Consider the following 25,382-nt stretch of genomic DNA (forward strand, 5'->3'; position numbering starts at 1 on the left):
CGCCTCACTCGATCGAGTATTGATCGAGAGTTTTTGCGCTCGCTATTAATGCCGGGTGCACGCCGCGCGCCCTCGAGCGGTAGTCGTCGCCACGGTGGACCCGCAGGTGGACCAGGGATCCTAGGAGTTCAGCGCCCGGCCGGTGAAGTTGAGGACGTCCGCGATGACCTCGGCCTTGTTGGTCTCGTTGAACAGCTCGTGGCGGGCGCCGGGGTAGATGTGCTCGTGGAAGTCGTGGCCGCGGATGCGGTCGATACCGGTGCGGGTGTCGGCCTCCGGGACCAGTTCGTCGTCCTCGCCGTGGATCCACAGCGTCGGGCGCTCCAGGGACGGGCCCTCGTTGATCGCCAGCAGGCAATCGTCGATGGCGCGCAGGGTGGCGCGGCGGAACGGACCGTGCCAGACCAGCGGATCGGCCAGGTAATCCGCGCCGACCTCCGGGTCGCGGGACAGGGTTGCCGGGTCGATCGGGGTGTCCGGGATCTCGTCGTGCTCGAGCAGGTCCAGCACGTGCCAGGTGCCCAGCACCGGGCCGGAGAGCACGATCGCGGCCAAGTGCCGCTGGTGGTGCTGGGCGTAGCGGGCGGCCAGCATGCCGCCCATCGAGTGGCCGATGAGCACGATCGGCAGGTCGGGGTGCTCGGCGGCGAGCTCCCGGCGAACCGCGTCCAGATCGGCGACGAGCACCTCGGCGTCCTCGAAGTGCACCCGGTCGCCCGGGGACCGGCCGTGCCCGATGTGATCCGGCGCGCAGACCAGCGCCCGCGCGCCGACCAGGCGCTCGGCGAGTCCCTGGTAGCGCCCGGAGTGCTCGCCGTAGCCGTGCGCGATCAGCGCGATCCACGCCGGGGAGGCCGCCGACCACTCGTGCACGGCGAGCTCACCCAGACTGCCGGAGACGGTGCGATCCGTTGACTCGATCATGCCGCCACCCCAGCACACCAGTGGCCGAGGGGCCAGCATCACGTGCCGGTTCGCACGGCCGCGGGCCCGCTCGTGTCGCGCCTGAGCCGGAGCGTCCGCGCCCGCGGCGGCGCTACTGGTGGTAGGCGCTGCCCTCGATGTCTCCCCTGCCGCAGACCGGGCCGCCGGTCCAGTCCACGGGAAGCCAGTCGGTCTCGTCGGGCGGGGTGATCTGGGCGGTCGCCGGCGTCGGCTGGCAGGGGCCGTCGGTGGGCTCGCCCTCGTGCGGGACCGCGGTCCAGTGCAGCGTGGCCGAGGCCGACTCACCGGGCGAGAGCTCGATCAGCGTCGGCCCCGGGTTCGGCGAGCGGGTCAGGTTCGTCGGCAGCGGGTTGCCGGCCTCGTCGACCAGCCGCAGACCGCCGTAGCCGTAGATGTCGCAGGTCTCGTTCGAGGAGTTGGTCAGGGTCAGCTCCGCGTAGCGCTGCCCGGCACCGGGTTCGACGCGCCCCATCGACCCGCTGAGCATCGAGGTGTGGCACCGCCCGGCTCGCGGCTCCGGCTGCGGGCCCGGTTGCGCGGCCCGCGGCTCGGATACCGGGGCGACCGCCGCCCTCGGCTGCCCGGCGCTCGCGGCGCCCTCGTGCTGGACTGCTTGCCCGCAACCCGCCAGCAGCGCGGCGGAGAACAGGATCGCGGAGGTCTGCAGAACGCGTGCTCGGATGGCCATGACGACCACCTCCCCCAAGTCAATGAGATCGCCGGTGTGGCGGCTCCTGTTCGGAAGACGCTTCGCAGTCGACCGGGTTGCCCGCGCCCACCACTGTGCAGCTCACGAGTGGCCTTCGCGACCGGGCGCGGTGCGCGACCGCGGGAGGTTTCAAGGGTTCGGAAGGACGGGACGCGCGAGTGTCTCCTCGGCCGATCGGCCTGCGATCTTGACCTGATCGGACCTACGTCGGATGTGCTCGGCTTCGATAGTTTGAGCGGCGGCAACGGCCAAAGTCAGGGGGTACGCCAATGGCCGAACGCATTCCCGGGATCGACGTCGCGCAATACCAGGGGGAACCGGACTGGGGAGCCGTGCGCGGCGCTGGACACGCTTTCGCCTACGTCAAGGCCACCGAGGGGATCGGCTGGGTCAGCCCGACGCTGGACCCTCAGCTGGGGGGTGCGCGCGGAGCCGGCATGGTCACCGGGCTCTACCACTTCGCGCGACCGGACACGAACTCGCCGCAGCAGGACGCCGCGGACTTCGCGGCGCAGCTGGCCAGGCTGGACTCCGCCGGGCCGGGCAACCTGCCGCCGTGCCTGGACATCGAGAAGGACGCGCCGAACCTGGGCGCTTGGGTGAAGGGCTTCATCGACGCCCTTCGCGGCCACACCGGTCGCAACGAGATCGTCGTCTACGCCTCCTCGTCCTGGTTCCAGGACAAGCTGGCCACCGACACCTGGATCGATCCGGGCGTGTTCCTGTGGGTGGCGCACTACGGGCGCACGCCGGGGGAGCCGGGCTACCTGACCGACCGGGTGGTGATGCACCAGCACTCCAGCGAGGGGCAGGTTCCGGGCATCGGGGGCAACGTCGACCTGAACGTGTCGATGGTGCCGCTGGAGCACCTCACCGGGGCGGGTGCGCCTCCGCCACCGCCGCCGCCCGCACCGCCGCCTCCGCAGGGGGACACCTACGTGGTGCAGCCGGGCGACACGCTCTCCGGGATCGGCGCCGAGCTGGGCGTCGACTGGCGGGAGATCGCCCGGGTCAACGGCATCGCGGATCCGGATCTGATCTACGTCGGTCAGGTGCTCACGGTTCCGGGTGCGGGGGCGCCCAACGAGACCTACGTGGTGCAGCCGGGCGACACCCTGTCCGGGATCGGCGCCGAGCTGGGCGTCGACTGGCGGGAGATCGCCCGGGTCAACGGCATCGCGGACCCGAACATGATCCACCCCGGTCAGCGGCTGACCATTCCGCGCTGAGACCGCGGCGAGGCGGCGGTGAGCTCCGGCCCCGCCGCCCGTCGCGTCGCGCGGTGCCGATCTCCTCGGGCACGCGTCGTGTCCGCGCGGTTTCGGCGCGCGCGTTCCGCTCGCGGAGTGATGTTGTCCCCATGTCGTTTAGATCACCGTTTCCGGCCGCGATTGTTGATCTTCATTTTCGCCGAATTCGCAGTTGGTGCCGCATGTTCGCGAGGCGGTCGGTGAATCGAACGGTCGACGCGCGGGGGTGTTAATCCGAGCGTGGTGACAAAGTTGATGTGTTGCTGACAAAGTCCTCAGCCGCCTTGTTCTAGAGTCGGGGCGTGTACCCGGCGGACAGAGCGGCAGCACACGCGGGCGGTGCGGTCATCGCACCTGCGCGTGGTGCGGACGCGGTGTTCTCCGGCGAACGGCGCGGGCTCGTTTCGCGTCGTTTTGGGTTCACCGGCTCGGCCACCGCTCATTCCCCCGTCGGGCGCGCGGCTCGGAATTCGAGCAATGCGACTTCCACCGGATGCCGGTCGGCAACTGCGGTGCGGGTTCCCCCTGAGGCCGGATCGGGTCTCTCCCCATGGCGCCCGTGCTGTTCGCGTCCCTGGTCCAGGTGTTCCGGGGTGTCGATCGCGACCAGTTTTCGGAATGTGGTGCGCAAATACCTCAGGGAAATTAGGGGTTCGGCCCCGGAGGTGCGCCGGACTCGCGAGACGCGAGATTGATCGGTGTGGACGAACAGCGAAGTCGGCGAGCAGTGGGCTCGGCACCTGCCTCGGTCGGTGGACGGTCGCGGCCGGTGCTGCGGTGCCCAGCGACGGGACATGTCATGAGGCGCGGATCTGAGCGTTCGGCGATCGACCGCGGCACGCGTGCGCTCCCGGGTGGCCCGCGATGACCGCGCTGGCTGTGCTGCTCGCGGCCCTGGGGGCCTGCGGTTACGCGTTGGGAGCACGGCTGCAGCACGGTGCCGTGCACGACGCGATGGCGGGCGGCGGGCTGGGCCTGCGCAGCCAGGGCCGCCTGGTCCGCAACCGCTTCTGGCTCATCGGTCTGTGCGCGCTCGGCACCGGCGCCCTGCTGCACGCGGGAGCTCTGGGCCTCGCCCCGCTGAGCGTGGTGCAACCGGTCGGCGTGCTCGCGCTGCCGCTGACCGTGCTGCTCAACCTGCGCGCGCGGGGCTACCGCGCGGGCGATCTGCAACCGAGCGTCCTGCTGGGGGTGCTCGCGGCCACCGGCGGTGTGGCGGTGTTCGTGCTGCTGGCCGTCGGCAGCGCGACCCCGACCCCGGTGAACGGTCAGCAACAGCTGGTGGCCACCGAACTGGTGGCGGCCGCGGTGCTGCTCATCGCTGGAGCGGCCGCCCTGACCAGGGCGAAGGTGCGGTGTGTACTGTTCGCCGCCGGGTGCGCCGTGGCGTACGGATACGTGTCGCTGATGACCCGCGCGGTCACCCAACAGCTCGGGACCACCGAGTTGCTGGTCAACCCCCTTCCGCTGCTGGGCATCGCGGTGGCGATGGTGCTGGGCGCCTGGCTGTTGCAGCACGCCTACGCCAGCGGCCCGCCCGACCTGGTGGTGGCCTGCCTGACCGTGATCGACCCGTTGGTGGCGGTCGGGCTGGGAATCGGGCTGCTCGGCGAGGCCGACCAGGTCAACGGCTGGATCGCCGCCGGGGAGGCGTTGTGCGCCGTGGTCGCCTGCGCCGGCGTGTTCGCGCTCGCCCGCTACCACCCGGACAAGACCGATGAGTCCCTACCCGCCGACGTGACCGCCGACAGCGCCGATCCCGCCGGATCGCGCTCGACAACTAGTCCTGACGGGAGTTCCTCTTGACTTCGCAACCGTCGCGCACGCGCCCGCTGCGGATCGTGGTCGGTGCCACCACCTACCCGCCCGACGTCAACGGCGCGGCGAACTTCGGGCACCGCCTGGCCACCGGTCTGTCCGCTCGGGGCCACGAGGTGCACGTCATCTGCCACTCCACCGATCGGGAGGAGCGCTCCGAGGTCGAGGACGGCGTGCGGGTGCACCGGGTGGCCTCCTACGAGACGATGTTCCACCCGTCGATCCGCACGATCCGGCCGTGGCAGGCGGGCCGTGCCGACGAACTGCTGGCCGAGATCCAGCCGGACATCGTGCACGTGCAGTCGCACTTCTTCATCTGCCGGGGCCTGATCGACTCGGCTCGCAAGCGCGGCATCGGGCTGGTGGCCACCAACCACTTCATGCCGGAGAACGTCTTCGGCTACCTCAAGATCCCGTCGATGCTGCAGAACGCGACGGGCCGGCTGCTGTGGCACTTCCTGGTCAAGCACTACTCCAAGGCGCAGCTGGTCACCGCGCCCACGCCGCGCGCGGTCCAGCTGCTGCGGGACAACGGCTTCGACCGCACCGCGATGCCGGTGTCCTGCGGCATCGATGTCGACCGCTATCGCCGCCCGGCCCGGGAGTACCGCAGGCAGCACCCGGACCCGGAGGTCCGCACGGCGCTGTTCGTCGGCAGGCTCGACGAGGAGAAGCACATCGACGACCTGCTGCGCGCCATGTCGCTGCTCAAGACCGAGGCCAAGACGCAGCTGGAGATCGTGGGCAACGGCAGCCACCGCGAGGCTCTCGAGCAGCTGGCCGCCGACCTGGGCATCGCCGAGCGGGTGCACTTCCGAGGGTTCCTCAGCGATGACGAACTGCTGCAGGCCTACGCGCGTGCGGACGTGTTCTGCATGCCCAGCATTGCCGAGCTGCAGAGCCTGGCGACCATGGAGGCCATGTCGGCGGCCACCCCGGTGGTGCTGGCCGACGCCATGGCTCTGCCGCACCTGGTGCGCGAGGGCGAGAACGGCTTCCTCTACCGGCCGCGCGACGTGCGCGCGCTGGCCGAGGCCATCGACGAGGTGCTCGACGACCGCGCCACGATCGACCGGATGGGCAAAGCCGGTGAGCAGCTGGTTTCCCGCCACGACATCGCCCAGGTGCTGGGTCGTTTCGAGGCGATCTACGATCACGTGATGAATCCGGACAACGAGCTGGAAATCGACGAGACCAGGACAGAACTGGCGAGCTGATCATGATCATCCCGGGGTTGCATCCGCTGGAGCGGGTCGAGCGCATCAGTGGCTCCGACTTGCACTACTGGGTCTACCGCGGTGATCCGGGGCACGCCGATGCCGAGCAGGAGACCGTGCTGATGGTGCACGGTCTGCGCGGCACTCACGAAGGGCTGGAACTCATCGCCGCCGAGCTCGCCGAGCAAGTGGTGACGATCCCCGACCTGCCCGGTTTCGGCGATTCCGGGCCGATGACCGAGCACAACCACGACATCGCCGGGTACGCCGAGGCGATGGCTGAGCTCGCTCGCAGGCTCGGCGGCGAGGAGAGGCCGGTTTCGCTGGTGGGGCACTCCTTCGGTTCGATCGTGGCGGCGCGGCTGGCCGCGGCCGCCCCGGAGCTGGTGCGCAGGCTGGTGCTGATCAACCCGATCGCCACCCCCGCGCTGCACGGTCCGCGGGTGGTGCTGTCCTCGTTGACCGCCGCGTACTACTCGTTGGGCGAGCACCTGCCCGAACGGGCCGCGCACTCATTGCTGAGCAACCGCTGGGTGGTCCTGGCCGCAAGCAGGGCGATGACCCGCACCAGGGACCCGCACCTGCGCGGCTTCATCGACCGCAACCACCTCCGCAACTTCAGCCGGTTCCACAGCCCCGCCGTGCTCGGCGAGACCTTCCGCGCCTCGGTGACGCACACCGTCGCCGACTACGCCGGGATGCTGTCGATGCCGGTGCTGCTGATCGCGGGGGAGACCGACGACATCGCGCCCGTGGGCGGGCAGCGCACGCTGGCCGAGCGGTTGCCCGATGCCGAGCTCGTGGTGATCCCTGAGGTCGGGCACCTGGTGCACTACGAGACGCCCGGTCCGGCGTCAGTCGAGATCCGGCGCTTCCTGGGGCAGCCATGAGCGAAATCGCCCACGACGCCGGCAAGTCCGCCGACGACATGCGCTTGGTCGTCGACGCGCGCTGGACGCGCACCGATCAGCACGACGGCATCAGCCGCTACGGGTCGAGCCTGATCGAGGCGTTGCACCAGCTGCATCCGGTGACGATGTTGATCCACGACGAGCGGCAGCTGGAGCTGTTGCCCGCAGGCGTGCCGCACGTGCGCGTCAACAGTCCGTTCTCGCCGAGGGAGCTGTGGCTGTCGCGCACGCTCAACCGGCTCGGTGCCGACGTGGTGTTCAGCCCGATGCAGATCATCGGCGGTCTCCGCCGCGATTATCGGCTGGTGGTCACGCTGCACGACCTCATCTACTACCGGCACCCGACCCCGCCGGGATTCCTGCCGCTGCCCGTGCGCTTGGCCTGGCGGCTGTACCACCGGGCGTTCTGGCCGCAGCGCGCGATGCTCGACCGCGCCGACGCGGTGGTCACCGTCTCGGAGACCACTCGTCGGCTCATCGAGCGCTACCGGCTGACCCGCCGCCCGGTGGCGGTCGTGCCGAACGCACCAGCCCAGGACGCATCGCCGGAACCGGCCGATGCCGGGGACGCCGGTGGTGCGCGCGAGCTGGTGTACATGGGTTCGTTCATGCCGTACAAGAACGTCGAAACACTGCTCAGGGGCATGGCTTTCCTTCCGGGACATCGGCTGCACCTGGTCAGCCGGATCGAGCCGGCGCGCGAGGCCGAGCTGCGCGAGCAGGTGCCGGACGGGGCCGACGTGGTGTTCTGGCGGGGCATCGGCGAAGCGGACTACCAGCGGTTGCTCGTCCGGGCGAAGGCGTTGGTCACCGCTTCCCGCGACGAGGGGTTCGGCTTGCCGGTCATCGAGGCGATGAAGGCCGGGGCGCCGGTGGTCTGCAGCGATCTGGAGATCTTCGGCGAGGTCACCGGCGGCCACGCGAAGTTCTTCGCGCCCGACGACGCCGAACGGTTCGCCGATGCGGTGCGAGCGCTCGACGAACCGGGCGTGCGATCCGAGCTGATCGCCGGCGCCAGGGAGCAGGCCGCGAAGTTCACCTGGCAGAACTCCGCCGAACGGCTGCTGGACGTGCTGCGCGCGACGAGCGGGTTCAGTGCGACCAGATCTTGATCGCCCGGACCACGTAGGACGCCCGTGGCGTCTGCGACCCGTCCGGATGGGTGTCGAACTCGGCCTCCGTCGCGCAGGTCGGATCCTGGTAGGTAGTAACCGGTTTCCCAGTCCGGTTCATGAACGAATCGACCTCCCAGCCTGTTTCGATCGGAACGCACCGCTCCTGCTCGGTGCTGCGACTCGGTAGCGCTCGCACCGCACCGCCGAAGTCCTTCTTCGGGAACACGCAGAAAGCTCCGTCGGGACAAGGATTCTCGCCGGCGCTGGCGTTCGCGACGACACCGGAGAGCAGCCCGGTCGACAGCAGCGCGGCGGCCAGCGCCAGCAGCCCGAGGCGTCCGCACCGGGACGGCGTGCAGGTGAACATCTGAAAATCCCTTCGATTGGCCGGATTCGTCCGCGATGCGTGGATCGCGGCTCGGTGAAGAGATTCCTACTGGTCACCGGCGCACGCCAGCGAATCGATCTGATACAGCACGACCGAGTGGATCTTCGTGCCTGGCGGCCGCCCCGGAAGTGCGCCGCGAGCGACGTGCGGTTGCGGCCTGATGCACCCCGATCGAGCGGAATCAGGAGATGATCCCCGGCGAGCGGGCGAGGGCATCGACCGCTCGGGCACTGCCAGGAGGATCACGGCGCGGACCGCTGCAGCAGGCAGCCGCTCACGAATCCGCTCACCTGAGAGCGTCGATTGGTCAGGTCGAACCAGTGCGAATCGGTGGTTCCGTCGGCGCAACGAATGCTCTCGCCGACTACCTGCAGGTGCACTGTTGCGGTGTCACCGGGACTTCCGATACCGCGCACCGTGGCGTCCGTGCTGGGTGCCGAGCGGATTCGCGCCCCGTAGGCGAGGAAGTCCGCGCCGGCCCGATCAGGAGCCTGTGCCGCCGCTTCCGCCAGCGCGTCCTTGACTTCGACGGCGAACGAGGCGATGTGCGTGCCCAGTCCCGCGACGGGGACCAGCGACGCCACGGCCATGCCTAACAGCGCATTGCGAACACTGCGCATTGCTACTTACCCCCGATTTCGCCCGCGTGATCCCTCCGAGCGCCTGTGGTGCCTGGCGAAGAGACCTAGATGCGGGACGGTTTCCAGTTTATGGACCGTCGGGGCGCAGATGTCAGTATCCGATTGGGTAGATCAACTTCGTGCGGGCTGAGCACAAAACCCGGTGACGTACCGCTATCCACCGGGCTCTTGGCTGGCACCTGTGGGTGAACGCGGCGGTGAGATCGACGCGCTGCGCAACGACGAAGGCGCCGGTGCGATCACGGATCGCACCGGCGCCTTCGATCGACGAACCGAACTCAGGAGATGTTTCAGCGTGGGGCTTGCGTGGCAGCGCGGGCGGCGGAACCCGCGGCGGCGCGGGTCGAGTCCCGCACCGCGCGCGGCTCCGCCGCATACCGCGCGGACCCCTCAGCGACCCCGCGAGCCCATGCCCGTCAGCGAGCGGACCTCCATCTCGGCGGCCCGCTCGCGGTCCGGCTCGGCCCTGCCGAAGAAGGTCCCGATCACGCCGAAGAGGAACGAGATCGGGATGGACGCGATGCCGGGGTTGCTCAGCGGGAAGAACGCGAAGTCGACGCTCGGGAAGATCGACCCCTCGGATCCGGAGACGACCGGCGAGAAGATCACCAGCAGCAGGGCCGAGGCCAAGCCGCTGTACATGCCCCACAGCGTGCCGGTGGTGTTGAACCGCTTCCAGAACAGCGTGTAGAGCAGCGTGGACAGGTTCGCCGAGGCCGCGAAGGCGAACGCCAGCGAGACCAGGAACGCCACGTTCTGACCCATCACCAGGATGCCGCCCAGGATGGAGGTGACGCCGATGCCCATCGCCGTGATCCGGGCGACCCGAACCACCTGGTCACCGTCGGCGTTGCCGTCGCGGATCACGCTGGCGTAGACGTCGTGCGCGAACGACGCCGAGGCGGTCAGCGTCAGCCCGGCGACCACCGCCAGGATCGTCGCGAAGGCGACGGCGGCGACGATGCCCAGGAAGACCGTGCCGCCGATCTCGTAGGCCAGCAGCGGCGCCGCGGAGTTCTCCGCGCCGGGCGCGGCCATGATCGCCTCGTGGCCCACCATCGCGCTGGCCCCGTAGCCGATGACCAGGGTGCACAGGTAGAAGATCGCCATCACCCAGGTCGCCCAGACCACCGAGCGGCGCGCCTCCCGGGCCGTGGGCACGGTGTAGAAGCGCATCAGCACGTGCGGCAGGCCGCCGACGCCCAGCACCAGCGCCATCGACAGCGAGATGAAGTCCAGCTTGCTGACCGCGTCGGTGCCGTACTTCACACCGGGGGCGAAGATGTCGCGACCGTGCTCGTTGCCGGCGGCCGCGGCGTCGAGCAGTCCGGAGAAGCTGTAGCTGAACTTGCCCATCAGGAAGATCGTGATCAGCAGGACGGACAGCAGCAGCAGGACGGCCTTGACGATCTGCACCCAGGTGGTGCCCTTCATGCCGCCGACCAGCACGTAGATCATCATGACCACGCCGACGCCCGCGATCACCGCGGCCTGGCCGAGTTGGCCGTGCACGTCGAGCAGCAGCGCGACCAGACCACCCGCACCCGCGACCTGGGCGATCATGTACATGATCGTGATCGCCAGGGTGGAGATCGAGGCGGCCGCCCGGACCGGCCGCTGCTTCATCCGGAAGGCGAGCACGTCGCCCATCGTGAAGCGACCGGTGTTGCGCGTCCGCTCGGCCAGCAGCAGCAGGTTGATCAGCCAGGCGACCAGGAAGCCGATCGAGTAGAGGAAGCCGTCGTAGCCGTAGATGGCGATAGCACCCGCGATGCCCAGGAAGGATGCTGCCGACAAGTAGTCACCGGAGAGCGCCACGCCGTTCTGCACGCCGCTGAACGAGCTGCCCGCGACGAAGAAGTCGCTGGTGCTGCCGCGGCTGCCGACGCGGTAGACGATCAGCAGCGTGATGAGCACGAAGGCGGCGAACACACCGGTGTTGACCAGCACGGTGTCTTCGGGGATGACGGTCGATTGGGCTGAGATCATCAGTCGTCTTCTCCGGCTTGCTCACGGATTCGGTCGACGCGCGGGTCGACGGTGCGTCGGGCGAACCGGACGTAGAGGGACGTCAACGCCAGGGTGGTCGCGAACTGACCCAGTCCCATCAGCAGTCCGATGTTGACCTCGCCCCAGACCTGCTTCGCCATGAATTCCGGGAAGTACGCCGCCGCGATGACGTAGCCGACGTACCAGATCAGGAAAAACGCCGTTGCGGGAAATACGAACCATTTAAGACGACTGCGCAGTGCGCGGAATTCAGGACTGTGCTGGATAGTCGTGAAATCGGGTCGCTCAGCAGTGGTGCGAACTGCGCTCTTCTCGATTCCGCCGAACTCCGCACGTTGATTTCCGGGCGCGCGGGGGGACCCGCGCAGCGCCGATTGCGGTGCGTTGCTCATGGATCCTTCCTGGACTTCGCGGTGGGCCCGCCGGGTCGCCGAGCTGGCGGAGGCGGGGAATTCTTACCACTTCTCTAGCACCCGCCACAGTGTGGCCAGTGCCACCTCCCCAGCTGTTTTCGGGGTGGGTGGGGTGTGCGCCGCAATCGCAGGTCGCCGGGCTGACGACGCTGTGTTACCACCCAGTAGACACGGCGCGGTCTCCCCGGTGTGATCGGATCCGACACCGTGACCTGGCCGTTTCCGCAGGTCGTAGACGGATTTGAGACCTCCGTTTGGGCTGATCGAGTGAAATTGTGTCGCGTTCTCTCGAGACTGGACGGACACGGCGAGTGATCTGGCCTGTTTGGCCTAGTCGAATGCGAAAAAGCCCCCGGTGCTTTCCGGACGCCAGGGGCTTATAGTGCTGGGGCACTGAGAGGTAGACGTTGAACGGGAAAGGTTACGGTTCGGTACCAGTGTCCGGAATGTATGATCCGGGTGCGCCATTGGTGACGCTGAGTGCCGATGCGCTGACGACTCGAAGTTTGTGTTTCACAAAGAGTCACCGGTTACCGACAGCCCGTTATCGGCCACCTTTCACCCCTGACAGCCAAGACGACGATTGCGGGACCGCACGCATGCGCCGTTCTTCAACGCATTGTTCGCCCGAGAGGGTCCAGACACTGGGTGACCTGCACGGGAGCAGGACGGGAGTCAGCTCGTGAGCGGGGACAAGGCAGGCGCCTCGAAGCTGCAGTGGCGCAACTGGTCGCTGCTGACCAAGTTGACCGCCGTCGTGCTGGTCCCGGTCATCTTCGCGATTACGCTCGGTGTCGGCCAGATTCGCTGGCAGGTCGAGCAGGCCGACGAGTACGGCCGGGTCGCGACGGTTCTGGACACCGAGCACAAGATCCAGCCGCTCACCGAAGGGTTGCAGCTCGAGCGCAACATGGCCGTCGAGCTGCTGACCGGTGATGGCGACGCCGCAGCCCTCAAGGAGCAGACGGCCAAGACGGACCAGGCCGCGGAGGATCTTCGCAGGGCCATCAACGCGAACCGGGACGCCTTCACCAACGTCGTGACCGACCGCTACGACGAGGTCCGCAAGGCGATGGACACGGTGTCCAAGCTGCGCCAGGGCGCCGCTGCGGGTGCGGTCGACGCGACCACGCTCGTCGGCGGTTACAGCCAGGTCGTCCAGCAGGCGCTGTCGCTGGACCGCGCGCTGGTCAGCTCCGTGGCCGACCCCCGGATCTCCAGCACCGCGAGCGCGCTGCAGGACCTGCTGGCGCTGAGCGAGGAGGTCCGCCTCCAGCAGGCCCTGGTGCTGACCGGCCTCAGCTCGGGCGAGCTGAACCAGCAGGTGCTGCAGCAGCTGACCGGCTCGCGCGCCCGGCTGCTGTCCAAGATCAACGACGCTCGTTCGAGCGTGGCCCAGAACTGGCAGCAGTACTTGGACCAGCAGCTCAAGGTCCCCTCGATCGTCCAGCGCAACATGATGCTGGCCAAGCTGATCGAGGAGAGCACGGACGACGTGCACAGCGGCAGCTACTCGGTCGACCGCGCGTCGTGGAACGAGGCCAGCGAAGGCTCGGTCGCGACCATCGACCGCGGTCGCGAGGTCGTCGCCAACGACGTCCGCAGCATCGCCTCGGACCTCGCCGACGACGCCAGCGATTCGGCGGGCTGGGACTCGGTGCTGCTGCTGGCAGCGCTGATCGCCGCCGCGGCGATGATCATCGCGATCTCGCGCCAGCTGCTCGCCTCGCTTCGCGCGCTCCGGATCGGCGCGCTCGACGCGGCCGAGTACGACCTGCCGGAAGCGGTCTCCGCGGTGCGGCAGGGCAAGGGCGCCGAGGCCGAGGTGCCGCCGCTGCCGGTGGACACCAGCGAAGAGGTGGGCCAGGTGGCCCGCGCGTTCGACCAGGTGAACACGCAGGCGCTGCACCTGGCCGTGGAGCAGGCAGACCTGCGGCGCGGCTACTCCGAGGCGTTCGTCAGCGTCTCCCGGCGAAGCCAAGCCCTGCTGGAGCGCCAGCTGCGCCTGTTCGAGGAGCTCGAGCAGGACGAGGAGGACCCGGACCAGCTGTCCCGCCTGTTCCAGCTCGACCACCTCGCGACGCGAATGCGCCGGAACAACGAGAACCTGATGGTGCTGTCGGGCTCGGACCTGGCGCGGCGCTTCGTGCAGCCCACCGAGCTGACCGACGTGCTGCGCGCCGCGGTCTCCGAGATCGAGCAGTACCCGCGCGTGATGGTGCAGCCGCCGCCCGCGGCGAAGCTGCGCGGCAACACCGCCTCCGACCTGGTGCGCCTGGTCGCCGAGCTGCTGGACAACGCGGCGAACTTCTCCGCGCCGGACACCTCGGTGACCGTATCGGCCTACCAGTCCGGTGACGGCACGATGGTCCTCGACGTGCTCGACCACGGCATCGGCATGGGCAACGAGGAGCTGTTCGAGGCCAACCAGCGACTCGCCCAGGTCACCGATGACGACATGGCGACCTCGCGTCGCATGGGTCTGTTCGTGGCGGGCCGCCTGGCCGCGCGGCACGGCATCAGCGTCGAGCTGCACGGCGGCCCGGACGTGGAGGGCGTGCGCGCCACGGTCCTCATCCCGTCCGAGCACATCGTGTCCGCGCCCGCCCAGCAGCAGCCGCTGAACGCGGCGGCCCAGCCGACGCAGCGCAACGGGCACTCGCATCACCACAACGAGGCGATGCAGACCTCCGGCGGGCTGCCGCGCCGGGGCGAGCGCCCCGCACCGATGGCGCAGGACTCCGCCTGGCAGGCGCACGAGCCGCAGTACTCCGCGCAGCAGGACTTCCAGCTGTCGCAGGACTTCCAGCTGCCACCGGACTTCCGGCCGCAGCAGGACCAGCAGCAGGACTACCAGCCGCCGGAACCCGCGAGCCTGTTCGAGCCGGCCACGCCGAGCGAGAACCCGCCGGAACCGCCGCCGGGCCTGTTCGACGGCGGGGAGGCCACGGACTTCTTCGCCCCGGCGAGCGGCGAGCCCGCCAACGGTGCCGGCGAGGACTCCGGGGGCTTCTTCAGCCCGGCGGGATTCGCCGATGCCGAGACGGCTCAGCACCCCAACGGCCTGCTCGGCGATCTCGGCGAGACCGGGAACGGCTGGCCGCAGGTTGCCGAGGAGCCGCCGCCGGCTCCGGAGCCGCCGCGCAACGATCTGGCCACCCAGTGGTTCATGCCCGCCAGCGAGAACGCTGCCGCGCAGACCGGTGAGTTCAGCTGGCCGGACAACGAGGACCCGCTCGGGCTGTCCGGTAGCGATGGCGACGAGTCCTCGGAACCGCCGCTGACCTCCTCCGGCTTGCCGCAGCGCAAGCCGCGCCGCGGGGCCGAGCAGCAGGATCCGCTCGGGGACGCCGGTGCCCCGTCCGAATCGCAGGCGAGCTCGGTGCCCCCGCCGAGCAACGCGGACGCGCTGTCCGCCGGGAACGCCTCGCGCAGCCCGGAGGACATCAGCAACCAGCTCGCGCACAACGGGATCCGGTTCGACGACGCCAGCATCGCCGACGAGTCGGCCGCCGGTTGGCCGTCGGCCGCCGCCGCGGAACGGGCCGCCGAGCCCGAACCCTGGATTCCGCAGACCCCGGAGGCGCAGGCTTGGGACTTCGCCGCGGAGAAGGCCCGTGAGGTCACCGAATCCGCGTCGGACCCGTCCACCGAGTTCACCACTGCCGGGCTACCTCGCCGAACCCCCAAGGCGAACCTGGTGCCGGGAAGTGTGTCCAGCAATGAGCAGCAGTCGCAGCAACAGCAGGGGCGTTTCCAGCGGGACGCCGATGCGCTGCGGAGCCGGCTCTCCGATTTCCAGGGCGGAATCAGCCGTGGTCGTCACCGGATGGACGGGGAGTGATCATGGATGCAGTCGCGAACACGTGATCACCTCGGCAACGAACAGGAGGTTGCATGAGCGCACAGACTATTTCTCGCAGGTTCGGCTGGCTGATCACGGACTTCACCGAGCGCGTGGCCGGAGTGGCGCACGCGATCGTGGTCTCGGCCGACGGGATGGTGCTGACCGCTTCGGCCACGCTGCCCCGCGACCGCGCTGATCAGCTCGCTGCGGTTTCCTCGGGACTGCTGAGCCTGACCCAGGGTTCGGCGAAGTGCTTCGAGGCCGGTGAAGTAATTCAGACCATAGTGGAAATGGACCGTGGCACCCTGTTGCAGATGGGTATCAGCGACGGGTCCTGCTTGACGGTGCTCGCGGCGCCGCAGTGCGACATGGGTCTGATCGCTTACGAGATGACCATGCTGGTGGAGCGGGTCGGTCAGATGCTGACGCCGGAGATCCGCAACCAGTTGCAGCAGGGCAATAACTCCGTCTCGGGCCAATTGGTGTGAGGGAACGATGAGCAGACGCTCGGAATACCCACGGCGGGACCGAAGACGGGGCAACTCGGGCGACGACAGCTTCGCTGACGTCGTCAACGGGTTCACGTTCGGCAAGCGCGGCAAGCGTCGCGAGCCGGATACCGAACCGGTCGAGCAGCCGCAGCACCGACCGGAATCGGAGCCGGATCCGCACGAGCGGATCCGCCAGCGTGCGCAGTCGGAGGACCCGGCCGACGTGGTGGAGCAGGCTCCCGCCGCGTCGAGCGTCCGGTCGTACACCTGGACCGGTGGCCGGACGAGGTCCAACTACGACCTGGCGATCGAGACGCTGGTCTCGGTCGGCGAGAACTACCGGCCTGGCGCACCGGTCCGACTGGAGCACCAGTCGATCGCCGAACTGTGCCAACAACCCCGTTCGGTCGCCGAGGTGGGGGCGCTGCTCTCGGTTCCGATCGGGGTCGCTCGCGTGCTGCTGGCGGACATGGCCGAACTGGGATTGATCACCGTTCACCAGACGGTGAGCGAAAGCGGCAGCGCACCACACATGATGTTGATGGAAAGGGTTTTGAGTGGACTCCGTCGGCTATAGCGCGCCCCAGGCCGGCTCGACGCCGCAGGCCGCCAACCGGGGTGGCACCAGCTCGACGTCGGCGAAGATCGTCGTCGCGGGCGGTTTCGGTGTGGGTAAGACTACGTTCGTCGGGTCGGTCTCGGAGATTGTTCCGCTGACCACCGAAGCGGTCATGACGGAGGCTTCCCGGGGGGTCGACGATCTCGACAACACCCCGGACAAGACCACCACGACCGTCGCCATGGACTTCGGCCGCATCTCGCTGGCCGATGACCTGATCCTCTACCTGTTCGGCACGCCCGGGCAGCAGCGGTTCTGGTTCATGTGGGACGACCTCGTCCGAGGCGCGATCGGTGCGGTGGTGCTCGTCGACACCCGCAGGCTGGCCGACTCGTTCTCCGCGATCGACTTCTTCGAGGACCGCGGGTTGCCCTACCTGGTGGGTGTCAACCTGTTCGACGGGCAGATGCTGCACTCGATCGAGCAGGTCCGGGAGGCCATGGCGATCGGACCCGAGGTGCCGATCGGACCGGTCGACGCCCGGGATCGCGAGTCGACGAAGCGCACGCTGATCGGCCTCGTCGAGCACGCCATGCGGCACTGGACGCAGCGCCAGGGCATGTGATCCGACGCGAAGGGGGACGCCTCCCGAGGGAAGCGTCCCTTTCGCCTTCAACTCGCCGGACCCGGCGAGTACCGGTCGGGAACACCTGCGGGCCCCGAGAGCTCGAGAGCTCAGTTCTTGCGGCCCACTCCGCCCAGCAGCGTGTACTCGCCGTTCGACGGGGTGGTCAGGCGGGGACCGTCGGGCCACCACTCGAAGAGGTGCACCAGGCCGGGTTCGATCATCTCCAGGCCGTCGAACATCGCGGCGATGTCCTCGCGGGTGCGGTAGTAGCAGCTGCCCATCATCGAGTTGAACTTCTGCTCGGATTCCTCGGCCAGCTGCGCGCTCTCGCTGCCGTCGGCCGGGTTGAACAGGTGCGAGAGCGCCAGGTACGAGCCGGGCGCGACCGCGTCGAGGTACGCGTGCACGATCGCCTGCGGCTTCTCCTCGCCGGTGACGTGGTGCAGCGTGTTGCTGTGAATCAGCCCGATCGGCCGGTCCAGGTCGAGGTGGCGCCGGGCCTCGGCGATCACGGCATCGGGATCGCGCAGGTCGGCGACCGCGAAGTGGGTGTGGTCGTTCTCCTCAAGCAGCGCGCGGCCATGCGCTGCCACCGACGGGTCGTTGTCGACGTAGACGACGTTGGCGCTGGGGATGATGCGCTGCGCCGCCTGATGGGTGTTCTCCGCGGTCGGCAAGCCGGAACCGAGGTCGAGGAACTGGTCGATTCCCGCGTTGCCCGCCATGAACCGCACGACGCGGATCAGCCAGGCGCGGCACTGCTTGCCGACGGTGATCGCCTCCGGAACCATCTGCTGGATGGTGCGCAGGACCTCGCGATCGACTTCGAAGTTGTCCTTGCCGCCGACGAAGGCGTCGTAAACCCGCGCGATGCTGGGCTTGCTGGTGTCGATCTGCGGGGGCTGGGCGTTCGCCATGTCGAGTTCGTCCGCTCGGATTCCGGGATAAACGATCAGCGTCAAGAGTATTCCCGGCGGTGCGGCCGGTAAACATCCGTCGGCAGGCCGTGCGGTGATCCGGTCGACGTAGTGGTGATGGCAGGATTGCGATCGTGAGCGGAGCGGTTCTGATCCTCGGTGGCCGGAGCGAGATCGGCGTGGCGGTGGCCGAACGCCTTGCGCGGCACGGCAACGGCAAGGTGATCTTGGCGGCGCGGCGCTCCGGCGACCTCGACGCGGAGGAAGCCGCGGTGCGGCAGGCGGGCGCGACCGAGGTGGTGCGCGCCGAGTTCGACGCGGCCGAGCTGGACACCCACGGTGCGCTGCTGCGCGACCTGGTCACCCGGCACGGGCCGATCGCCGCGGCGGTGATCTCGTTCGGCATCCTCGGCGACCAGGAGCGCGCCGAGGCCGATGCCGCCCACGCGGTGGACGTGGTGCACATCGACTACACCGCCCACGTCAGCGTGCTGACTCACCTGGCCAATCTGCTCCGCGAGCAGGGCAGCGGCCGGATCGTGGTCTTCTCCTCGGTCGCGGGCGTGCGGGTGCGCCGCGCCAACTACGTCTACGGCTCCGCCAAGGCGGGCCTCGACGGCTTCGCCAACGGCATGGCCGACGCGCTGGTCGGCTCCGGGGTGGGTCTGTCGATCATCCGCCCGGGGTTCGTCATCGGCCGGATGACCCAGGGCATGTCCCCGGCGCCGTGGTCGAGCACCCCGGATCAGGTCGCCGACGCCACCGCCGCCGCGGTCCGCAAGGGGCGCCGCACGGTGTGGGTGCCCGGCATCCTGCGCTGGGTCTTCGCCGCGATGCGCTTCGTCCCCCAACCCATCTGGCGACGAATGCCCCGCTGACCAAGAACCCCACTCCATTAGCCCTCACCAAAGGCTCCCGACCCCAGAGGGCCCCGCGGTCCGCACCAACACCCCACCCCCGACACGGCCTCGACACACCCGCACCCGAGCCCACACCAGGCGAAACCTCCAAAACCCTCGAAAACGCACCCCCGAATTCCAGGGAATTCCGCACCCAGATTTCCAGGGAAATCGGGGTGCAGGTGTGGGGGCGGGCCGGAGAGGGCCTTGGTCACCAGGGATTTCGGTGCCGAGGCCCCCGCTCTGCTACATCTTGGGTGGCCGTCGCCTGGGTTCCGGCGGCTTGAAGTGGCCGCCGTCGGGTCCGGTCGGGCGTTCGGTCCCGGCACCGAGGTGCTTGCAGAACCACGACCCGGCCAGCTCGGAGACCTTCTCCAGCGCCCCGTGCTCTTCGAACAGGTGCCCCGCGTGCTGGACGATCTCTATCTTCACATCGGTCAGCGGCAGCGCAGTCAGCAGCGAAGCCGCCTGCCGGTTGAGGTTGAGCACCTCCCGGTCGTTGCCGCCCACGATCAGCAGCGTCGGCGACTGCACCTGGTCCAGGCCGTCCCCGCCGAGGTCGGGCCGACCGCCCCGGGACACCACGGCCGAGACCCGCTGCGGCCTGCGACCGGCGGCCTTCAGCGCGGCCGCGGCACCGGTGCTGGCCCCGAACAGGCCGACCGGCATCCCGCGGGTGGCATCCCACTCGGCGAGCTGGTCGATCGCGGGAACGAGGCGGTTGGCCAGCAGTTCGATGTCGAAGCGCAGTTCCTGCGTGCGCGCGTCGAACCGGGCTTCATCGGGTGTGAGCATGTCCAGCAGCAGGGTGCCGAACCCGGAGTTCTGCAGTGCTTCGGCGACGGCCCGGTTGCGCGGGCTGCGCCGGGAGCTGCCGGAGCCGTGCGCGAACAAGACCACCGCCCGGGCAGGCGGCGGCATGACGAGATCTCCTTCGAGATCCCCAGCCGGAGTCTTCACGGTCATCGGCTCGGTGGTGAGTTGAGCCATCTGTGCCTCCTAGAGGATCCGCGCGCACCGACTACCCCGTCGGCGGAATCGCGACACCAGGTCGCGTTTTTCCCACTGTCGCTCGGAGGCCCCGTGATCGCCGGGCGGAACGCCGCCCCATCGGTCCTGCTCAGCACGAACGATCGCGCGAACGGACCGGGGCGGCGCGTCAGGGGCGCACGGCGTTGCCCAGGGCCATGATCAGGCGGTTGTCCCAGGCGAACATGGCGGCCACGGCGACCAGGTCGTGCACGTCGTCGGCGTCCAGACCGGCCTGGTGCAGCCGGCGGACCTCGGGCGCGGTGAGCGCGGCGGGCGTGTGGGCGAGCTTGCCCGCGGCGTCCACGACGGCGCGCAGCTGCGGATCGGCGATCGCGGCGGGACCGGCCTCGGCGAGGACCACGGCGGTCAGCCTGTCACCGGAGAGCTCGACCTGGCGGCGCCCGTGCACCCCGCAGCAGTAGCCGCAGCCGTTGATCAGCGAGGTCGCCAGCGCGGCCAGCTCCCGGTCGGCGCGGTCGAGGGAACCGCGCCCGGTCATGATCGCCCCGCGCAGCGCGGTCTGAGCCGCGAGCACGCTCGAGTCGAGCTTGAGCGTCGCGGCGAACTGGTCCTCCTCGTCCGAAAGACCGAGACGAGAGACCCACTTGAGCTGCGGGAACGCCTGCTCGGGCGAGGACAGGTCACCGCCGTCGGCACTGCATCCGGCTTCGATGACCACACCGGTCCCGGCCGCCGGTCCGTCCCCGCAGCCGGCCACCAGGCGCAGCCCGGCGAGCAGCCGCGCCCGGAAACTGGCGTAGCCCGCGACCTGGGTGGCGGCCACGACCTGCGCGGGGGCGAAGTGCTCGCGCAGCTCGGCGATCTCGTCGGCGGACACGTCGGCCGGGTCCAGCGCGACCTGCTCGCAGTAAGCCAGCAGCGCCTGCGTCGGCTCCGCCAGCTCGCCCCACCGCTCGACGTCCCGGACCACCTCAGCGTCGTCGAGCTCGGCGGCCAGTTGGTCGGCGTAGGCGTCGTTGTCGTTGACCAGCGCGACTCGCAGCGCGATGCGGAGTCGGTCCGAGGTCGGCAGCAGCGTCTGCTCCTCGGGGCGCAGCGCCGCGGCATCGGCCCGCTCGGCGGTCTCGCGCACGTCCGGCCGAAGCACGGACAGCGTCTCGGCTGCGTAGTCGCTGATGGTCGTCATATCGGGCTCCCAATCAAGCTAGAACGGCTCGGGGAACCTTAGCGTCGCGTGATCAGTCAGCTGTGCGGGAGGTTGAGCTGCCAGGAGACCCCGAACCGGTCGTTGACCCAGCCGAACTTCTTGCTGAACCCGTAGTCGTCCAGGGGCATCAGCTGCGCACCGTCCTCGGACAGCACCTGGTAAGCGCGGTCCAGCTCGGTTTCGTCGTCGAAGTCGACGAAGGTCGAGGTCGACGGCGTGAAGTCGAAGTCGTGCATGGGCGGGGAGTTGAAGCACATGAACCGGCTCCCCTGCAGGGTGAAGACCGCGAGCTGCGCGGTTCCCTCCGCACCGGGTCCGTCGGAACCCCAGCGGCTGACGGATTCGACCTCACCGCCGAACACGTCGATGTAGAGGTTCATGGCCTCCTCGGCCTTGCCGTCCTGGAACATCAGGTAGGTGCTGAGCGTGGTCATCCGGGACTCCATCGCTGGTCGTAGGTGCGTCCGCCGCGCGAGTATTGCGGGTGATCGTCGGTCCGGCACGCCGGACGCTATTCGAAGGAGCCGACAAAATGACCCCGCTGGTGATCGACACCGATACCGCCCAGGACGACTGCGTCGCGCTGCTGGCCGGCCTGCTCGACCCGGAAGCCGATCTGCGCGCGATCACCATGGTCGCGGGCAACGTCGGCTTCGATCGTCAGATCCGCAACGCGCACCTGACGCTCAACGTCGCGGGCAGGCTGGGCGAGGTCCCGATCCATCCCGGCTGCCGACGTCCGCTGGTGCGCCCGTGGGAGAGCGCGGAGAACGTCCACGGCGACGGCGTCGGCGGCATGACCATGGACTTCAACCGCTGCGAACCGGATCCGGAGCACGCGGTGGACGCCCTGATCCGCCTCGCGGCCGAGAACCCGGGCGAGCTCACGATCGTCTGCATCGGCCCGCTGACCAACATCGCCACCGCGGCGGTCAAGGACCCGGCGTTCGCGGACAACGTCAGAGCGCTGTACGTGATGGGCGGCTCCAACAACGCACGCGGCAACATCACCGCGGCAGCGGAGTTCAACTTCTACGTCGACCCGGAGGCGGCCAAGACGGTCTTCGCGGCGGGTTTCGACATCACGGTCATCCCGTGGGCCCCGCTGACGCTGGAGCGCGCGGTCTTCGGGCAGTCACAACTGGACGAGATCGAAGCCCTCGGCACCCCGCTGTCGGAGTTCTTCACCCGCGCCTGCGCGGCCACCCTGGAGTTCGACCGAAGCGTGGGCATCGACGGCACCACCCACCCGGACTCGCTGACGGCGGCGCTGCTGCTGCACCCGGACCTGATCACGCGCGTCGGCAGCTACCACGTCGACGTGGAAACCCAGGGCGAACTCACCCGCGGCTACGCGGCCATGTCCTGGGGAGTCCACGGCCTGGCACCCAACGCCACGGTGGTCGAGGACGTGGACGCGGAGGGGTTCTTCGAGTACGTGAAGGGGTTGTTGGAGGCCAAGACGGATCTGGTGCGGGAGGTCAGGTAGCTGTCGAGAGGTTCTGGCTCGCTAGGTCGGGTGATTGTGTGGTCGAACAGTCGCCGCGTCGGTGAGTTGGCCACCGCTTGTCAGGAAAATCTCCTATTGTCGAACCCATGTTCGCACAGCTGCCGGGTGGCGTCCTCGACGAGCGCAACTGCGTCGTCGAGCAGTTCGTGCTCCCAAATGCGAACCACGCGCCACCCCGCGCTGTGCAGCGCTTCGTTCACTGTGCGGTCGCGCTCCATGTTGCGCCGCAGCTTGGGGGCCCAGTACCACTCGTTCGTCGTCGGCTGACGCCCGTGCTCGGGGCAGACGTGCCAGAAGCAGCCATCGACGAAGACGGCGACCTTGCGCCTGGTGAAGACGATGTCTGGTTTGACGCGTACGCCCGCGTCGAGCCGGAGGAGGAAGTCCTTGCGGTACCGGTACCCGAGTTTGTGGAGAGCCTTCCGGAGTTTGACCTCGGGCTTAGTGTCAGCCCGGCGGTTGGCCTGCATGTTCCGAGAGCGTCCGGCGTTCAGCGGAGCCGGATAGACGCCAGCAGCGTGCGCTCGCTCGCGGGCGTCGTTGAGATCTTTTTCAGGCACGGTCACACCAACTGTCAGGCGGTGGTGGCTAGCTCACGCGTACAAGGCAAGATAACGCGTGGCGGGAGTGGGCCTGCTGCACCGTGCCGAGCTGCAAGGAGGAGGACAGATGTCGAGCTACGGCGTCGTTGAGATTTGCGCTGGCGCGGGCGGACAAGCTCTCGGGCTCGAGAAAGCAGGGTTCGAGCACAAACTAGCGATCGAGCTCGACAGAAGCGCGTGTGAAACGATGCGCCTGAACCGCCCGAACTGGGACGTCAGGGAAGGCGACGTCGCAGATCGCGAGTTGTGGAATCCAAGAGCCTTTGAAGGCGTATCGCTCCTTGCTGGCGGCGTACCTTGTCCCCCGTTCACGATCGCGGGAAAGCAGCTCGGGGCCGAGGATGAACGTGACCTTTTCGCCTGGTCAATTGAACTCGTCAATGAAGTCCAGCCTCGCGCACTGATGCTCGAAAACGTCCGAGGACTGAGCATGCCGAGGTTCGCTGGCTACAGGCAACACGTACTGGATCGACTTGCTGAGCTTGGGTATGTGGCGGAATGGCGACTGCTGCAGGCCTCCGACTACGGCGTTGCTCAGCTGCGGCCTCGGTTCGTGCTGGTAGCGCTCAAACCGGAGGACGCCGCCTATTTCCACTGGCCGGAGCCTGAAGGTGACCCCGGGACCGTTGGCGAACTCTTGAAGGACCTCATGGCCCATCGAGGCTGGGAGGGTGCCGACGAATGGGCGAAGAAGGCTGACAAGATTGCTCCGACCATCGTCGGCGGTTCGAAAAAGCATGGAGGTGCTGATCTCGGACCTACACGGGCCAAGCGTGCGTGGGCTGAGATGGGCGTCGATGCGCTGGGGATTAAAGATCATCCGCCAGAACCCGGCGAGCGGTTCGAAGTTGGGCCGAAGCTCACCGTCGAAATGGTGAAGCGGATTCAGGGCTGGGTCGATGAGAAGGGGTTCGACTGGACGTTTTCCGGCAAGAAAACGTCGACCTATCGCCAGGTCGGTAATGCCTTCCCCCCGCCGGTGGCTGCGGCGGTCGGTTCGGCGATCATCCGTGCTTTCAAGCAAGAAGGCGATCGAACGGAACGAGAGTCTGTCGAGCACGACCCGATCTACAAGGCCCTGCGGAGCAGCGGTGATTTCATGACTCAAGCTCAATTGTCTAGGGAGATCGGTGCAGATCTCGACGCGCCCGAGCTTGAGCGTCGAATCAGCCTCCTCAGTCGCGATTTCGACGTGGAGATCCGCAACGGAAGCTCCACGACGTCCTACAGGCTGGGGAAGTTCCGGGCGTTCACGGGGCAAGAAGATCACGCCCGGAATGAGCTCTTCCTAAAGAACCGAGCCAAGATCAGCTAAGCTTGCGAGGCTTTCGCCTCGTTGGTGATGTGGTCAATATCTGGAGCTGGTTCTACCGGATCGTCCTGAAGGGCCACTACGTATTGCTTGCCGTCAGCCGCTGTGAACGTGCTGCGGCCGGAATGATGTGACTTCTTCTGGACGATCCTCGTCCCAACCACCTCGCCGTTACGTGGCTGCGGTAGGTCGAGCGCGGCCACCACCCGCTGGTGGCCAGCGTAGTGACCGAGGATCACGATCCCTTCTTTCTGCAAGTCGCGTCGGCTGCCGCCGCCCCTCCTTACTCGTCGCATGGGGTCTAGCTGTTTGGCTACCGTAGCTATGACTGCTCGCCGAACAATTCGCCCCTGTGCCCTCCGGAAGAGCTCGTTCACCTTTTGCTGTCCTGTTTTTGGAGCGAAGATCGCATCGACGTCAGTCTGTGGCAGGTGCAGCAAGATGTTTTCAGGAAGCTTGGAGTCTCGGTAGAGCCAGTGGATGTTCGCGCGTCCTTCAGCGCTTAGCGTCGCCTTTCCATCGCGGTTGCGGCCGAAGTTCAGGTATTCAGCGCGTGCGCGGACTAGCCCCAGGCTCCAGGTGCTCTCCTGATCGCTTGCTGCTACCACCATGCACAGTTCGCCATGTGCCTCTGGTGGTATCATCCACGATTCGCTGTAGGAGTATTTGCAGTCCACCTCTACTCCTGCGATGGAGTAGTCAAGTTTTTCGCCGCCGGGAAAGTCGAACTCTCGCTGCAGGTTGATCTCGACCAGGGTTCCGAAGTGCGTCTTTTCGGTCTTGTAGAGCTGCTCCCATCGGTACCGCCCGGTATTGACCCCATCGAGAAGCATGTCGAAGGTGCGGCGGATCGCCCCGGCTGCTCGTTCCTTGAAAGACGCAGTCTGGGCAAGTTCCGCCTGGACAGCTGCGAGCTTGGAGTCGGTGTCCTGGAACATGGGTGTCGTCATGCGTGGCAGGTTACGGGAGCGCACTGACGCCTGGATGTGGTTTATTGAAG

24 protein-coding genes are annotated in these 25,382 nt (G+C 68.1%); 12 read left to right on the plus strand and 12 right to left on the minus strand.

Annotated elements, in window-relative coordinates:
- Window positions 1–120 precede the first annotated feature (120 nt).
- Together ABD289_RS06395 and ABD289_RS06400 are read right to left on the minus strand one after the other, a co-directional pair.
- On the minus strand, window positions 121–924 hold the full coding sequence (locus tag ABD289_RS06395) for an alpha/beta hydrolase (protein WP_344127617.1): 804 nt from the start codon (window positions 922–924) through the stop codon (window positions 121–123).
- Window positions 925–1,036: 112 nt separating this feature from the next.
- The gene (locus tag ABD289_RS06400; RefSeq protein WP_344127619.1) at window positions 1,037–1,633 is read right to left on the minus strand and encodes a DUF4232 domain-containing protein; all 597 of its coding nucleotides are present in this window, start codon (window positions 1,631–1,633) and stop codon (window positions 1,037–1,039) included.
- A 290-nt stretch (window positions 1,634–1,923) separates the two neighbouring features.
- On the opposite strand from ABD289_RS06400, the gene ABD289_RS06405 reads away from it, so the two are divergent.
- The 5 genes from ABD289_RS06405 (at window position 1,924) to ABD289_RS06425 (ending at window position 7,962) form a co-directional block, all read left to right on the plus strand.
- Complete coding sequence (locus ABD289_RS06405) at window positions 1,924–2,883, plus strand: GH25 family lysozyme (protein WP_344127622.1); 960 nt, start codon at window positions 1,924–1,926, stop codon at window positions 2,881–2,883.
- Window positions 2,884–3,768: 885 nt separating this feature from the next.
- The gene (locus ABD289_RS06410) at window positions 3,769–4,710 is read left to right on the plus strand and encodes a DMT family protein (RefSeq protein ID WP_344127624.1); all 942 of its coding nucleotides are present in this window, start codon (window positions 3,769–3,771) and stop codon (window positions 4,708–4,710) included.
- Window positions 4,707–5,939: a glycosyltransferase gene (locus ABD289_RS06415; RefSeq protein ID WP_344127626.1), complete on the plus strand. Its 1,233-nt coding sequence runs from the start codon at window positions 4,707–4,709 to the stop codon at window positions 5,937–5,939. Before ABD289_RS06410 ends, ABD289_RS06415 begins: the two co-directional genes overlap by 4 nt.
- A gap of 2 nt (window positions 5,940–5,941) precedes the next feature.
- Window positions 5,942–6,829: an alpha/beta fold hydrolase gene (locus ABD289_RS06420; protein WP_344127628.1), complete on the plus strand. Its 888-nt coding sequence runs from the start codon at window positions 5,942–5,944 to the stop codon at window positions 6,827–6,829.
- On the plus strand, window positions 6,826–7,962 hold the full coding sequence (locus ABD289_RS06425; RefSeq protein ID WP_344127630.1) for a glycosyltransferase family 4 protein: 1,137 nt from the start codon (window positions 6,826–6,828) through the stop codon (window positions 7,960–7,962). Before ABD289_RS06420 ends, ABD289_RS06425 begins: the two co-directional genes overlap by 4 nt.
- Here the strand turns inward: ABD289_RS06425 and ABD289_RS06430 are convergent.
- The 4 genes from ABD289_RS06430 to ABD289_RS06445 all read right to left on the minus strand — a co-directional run bounded on the left by ABD289_RS06430 (window position 7,943) and on the right by ABD289_RS06445 (window position 11,396).
- Window positions 7,943–8,332, minus strand: a complete 390-nt coding sequence (locus ABD289_RS06430) for a peptidase inhibitor family I36 protein (RefSeq protein ID WP_344127632.1) — start codon at window positions 8,330–8,332, stop codon at window positions 7,943–7,945. The genes ABD289_RS06425 and ABD289_RS06430 overlap by 20 nt on opposite strands.
- Before the next feature lie 263 nt (window positions 8,333–8,595).
- On the minus strand, window positions 8,596–8,943 hold the full coding sequence (locus ABD289_RS06435) for a hypothetical protein (RefSeq protein WP_344127634.1): 348 nt from the start codon (window positions 8,941–8,943) through the stop codon (window positions 8,596–8,598).
- A gap of 441 nt (window positions 8,944–9,384) precedes the next feature.
- Entirely contained in the window at window positions 9,385–10,983 is a 1,599-nt protein-coding gene (locus ABD289_RS06440; protein WP_344127636.1) for a solute symporter family protein, read from the minus strand.
- Window positions 10,983–11,396, minus strand: coding sequence for a DUF485 domain-containing protein (locus tag ABD289_RS06445; protein WP_344127638.1), 414 nt, complete (start codon window positions 11,394–11,396; stop codon window positions 10,983–10,985). Before ABD289_RS06445 ends, ABD289_RS06440 begins: the two co-directional genes overlap by 1 nt.
- Before the next feature lie 703 nt (window positions 11,397–12,099).
- Between ABD289_RS06445 and ABD289_RS06450 the strand changes: the two genes are divergently transcribed.
- Genes ABD289_RS06450 through ABD289_RS06465 form a run of 4 tightly spaced genes read left to right on the plus strand, consistent with a single transcriptional unit; the run spans window position 12,100 to window position 16,939 of the window.
- Window positions 12,100–15,261 carry a nitrate- and nitrite sensing domain-containing protein gene (locus ABD289_RS06450; protein WP_344127640.1) on the plus strand — a complete coding sequence of 1,054 codons (3,162 nt, stop codon included), beginning with the start codon at window positions 12,100–12,102 and terminating at the stop codon, window positions 15,259–15,261.
- Between the two features lie 53 nt (window positions 15,262–15,314).
- The gene (locus tag ABD289_RS06455) at window positions 15,315–15,752 is read left to right on the plus strand and encodes a roadblock/LC7 domain-containing protein (RefSeq protein WP_344127642.1); all 438 of its coding nucleotides are present in this window, start codon (window positions 15,315–15,317) and stop codon (window positions 15,750–15,752) included.
- Between the two features lie 7 nt (window positions 15,753–15,759).
- Window positions 15,760–16,332, plus strand: a complete 573-nt coding sequence (locus ABD289_RS06460; protein ID WP_344127644.1) for a DUF742 domain-containing protein — start codon at window positions 15,760–15,762, stop codon at window positions 16,330–16,332.
- Window positions 16,313–16,939, plus strand: a complete 627-nt coding sequence (locus ABD289_RS06465) for a GTP-binding protein (protein ID WP_344127646.1) — start codon at window positions 16,313–16,315, stop codon at window positions 16,937–16,939. The genes ABD289_RS06460 and ABD289_RS06465 overlap by 20 nt, the downstream gene beginning before the upstream one ends.
- A 110-nt stretch (window positions 16,940–17,049) precedes the next feature.
- Here ABD289_RS06465 and ABD289_RS06470 read toward each other — a convergent pair whose 3' ends face one another.
- Entirely contained in the window at window positions 17,050–17,859 is an 810-nt protein-coding gene (locus ABD289_RS06470) for an SAM-dependent methyltransferase (protein ID WP_344128087.1), read from the minus strand.
- A gap of 134 nt (window positions 17,860–17,993) precedes the next feature.
- On the opposite strand from ABD289_RS06470, the gene dprE2 reads away from it, so the two are divergent.
- Window positions 17,994–18,737, plus strand: a complete 744-nt coding sequence (gene dprE2, locus ABD289_RS06475; protein WP_344127648.1) for a decaprenylphospho-beta-D-erythro-pentofuranosid-2-ulose 2-reductase — start codon at window positions 17,994–17,996, stop codon at window positions 18,735–18,737.
- A 267-nt stretch (window positions 18,738–19,004) separates the two neighbouring features.
- Here dprE2 and ABD289_RS06480 read toward each other — a convergent pair whose 3' ends face one another.
- The 3 genes from ABD289_RS06480 to ABD289_RS06490 all read right to left on the minus strand — a co-directional run bounded on the left by ABD289_RS06480 (window position 19,005) and on the right by ABD289_RS06490 (window position 21,392).
- On the minus strand, window positions 19,005–19,748 hold the full coding sequence (locus tag ABD289_RS06480; protein WP_344127651.1) for a dienelactone hydrolase family protein: 744 nt from the start codon (window positions 19,746–19,748) through the stop codon (window positions 19,005–19,007).
- A gap of 169 nt (window positions 19,749–19,917) precedes the next feature.
- Window positions 19,918–20,937: a peroxidase-related enzyme gene (locus ABD289_RS06485; protein WP_344127653.1), complete on the minus strand. Its 1,020-nt coding sequence runs from the start codon at window positions 20,935–20,937 to the stop codon at window positions 19,918–19,920.
- Between the two features lie 56 nt (window positions 20,938–20,993).
- Window positions 20,994–21,392 (minus strand): VOC family protein, encoded by a 399-nt coding sequence (locus ABD289_RS06490; protein WP_344127655.1) that lies wholly within the window; start codon window positions 21,390–21,392, stop codon window positions 20,994–20,996.
- A 98-nt stretch (window positions 21,393–21,490) separates the two neighbouring features.
- Here ABD289_RS06490 and ABD289_RS06495 point away from each other — a divergent pair, with 98 nt between their 5' ends.
- On the plus strand, window positions 21,491–22,447 hold the full coding sequence (locus ABD289_RS06495) for a nucleoside hydrolase (RefSeq protein ID WP_344127657.1): 957 nt from the start codon (window positions 21,491–21,493) through the stop codon (window positions 22,445–22,447).
- 80 nt (window positions 22,448–22,527) lie between these two features.
- Here ABD289_RS06495 and ABD289_RS06500 read toward each other — a convergent pair whose 3' ends face one another.
- Window positions 22,528–23,028, minus strand: a complete 501-nt coding sequence (locus ABD289_RS06500; RefSeq protein ID WP_344127659.1) for a very short patch repair endonuclease — start codon at window positions 23,026–23,028, stop codon at window positions 22,528–22,530.
- A 109-nt stretch (window positions 23,029–23,137) separates the two neighbouring features.
- Between ABD289_RS06500 and ABD289_RS06505 the strand changes: the two genes are divergently transcribed.
- Window positions 23,138–24,385: a DNA cytosine methyltransferase gene (locus tag ABD289_RS06505; protein ID WP_344127660.1), complete on the plus strand. Its 1,248-nt coding sequence runs from the start codon at window positions 23,138–23,140 to the stop codon at window positions 24,383–24,385.
- On the opposite strand, the gene ABD289_RS06510 is transcribed toward ABD289_RS06505, so the two are convergent.
- On the minus strand, window positions 24,382–25,332 hold the full coding sequence (locus ABD289_RS06510) for a NaeI family type II restriction endonuclease (protein WP_344127662.1): 951 nt from the start codon (window positions 25,330–25,332) through the stop codon (window positions 24,382–24,384). The two genes, ABD289_RS06505 and ABD289_RS06510, sit on opposite strands and share 4 nt — an antisense overlap.
- Window positions 25,333–25,382: the final 50 nt, after the last annotated feature.

The organism is Saccharopolyspora halophila (assembly GCF_039531955.1).
Taxonomy (GTDB): Bacteria; Actinomycetota; Actinomycetes; order Mycobacteriales; family Pseudonocardiaceae; genus Saccharopolyspora; species Saccharopolyspora halophila.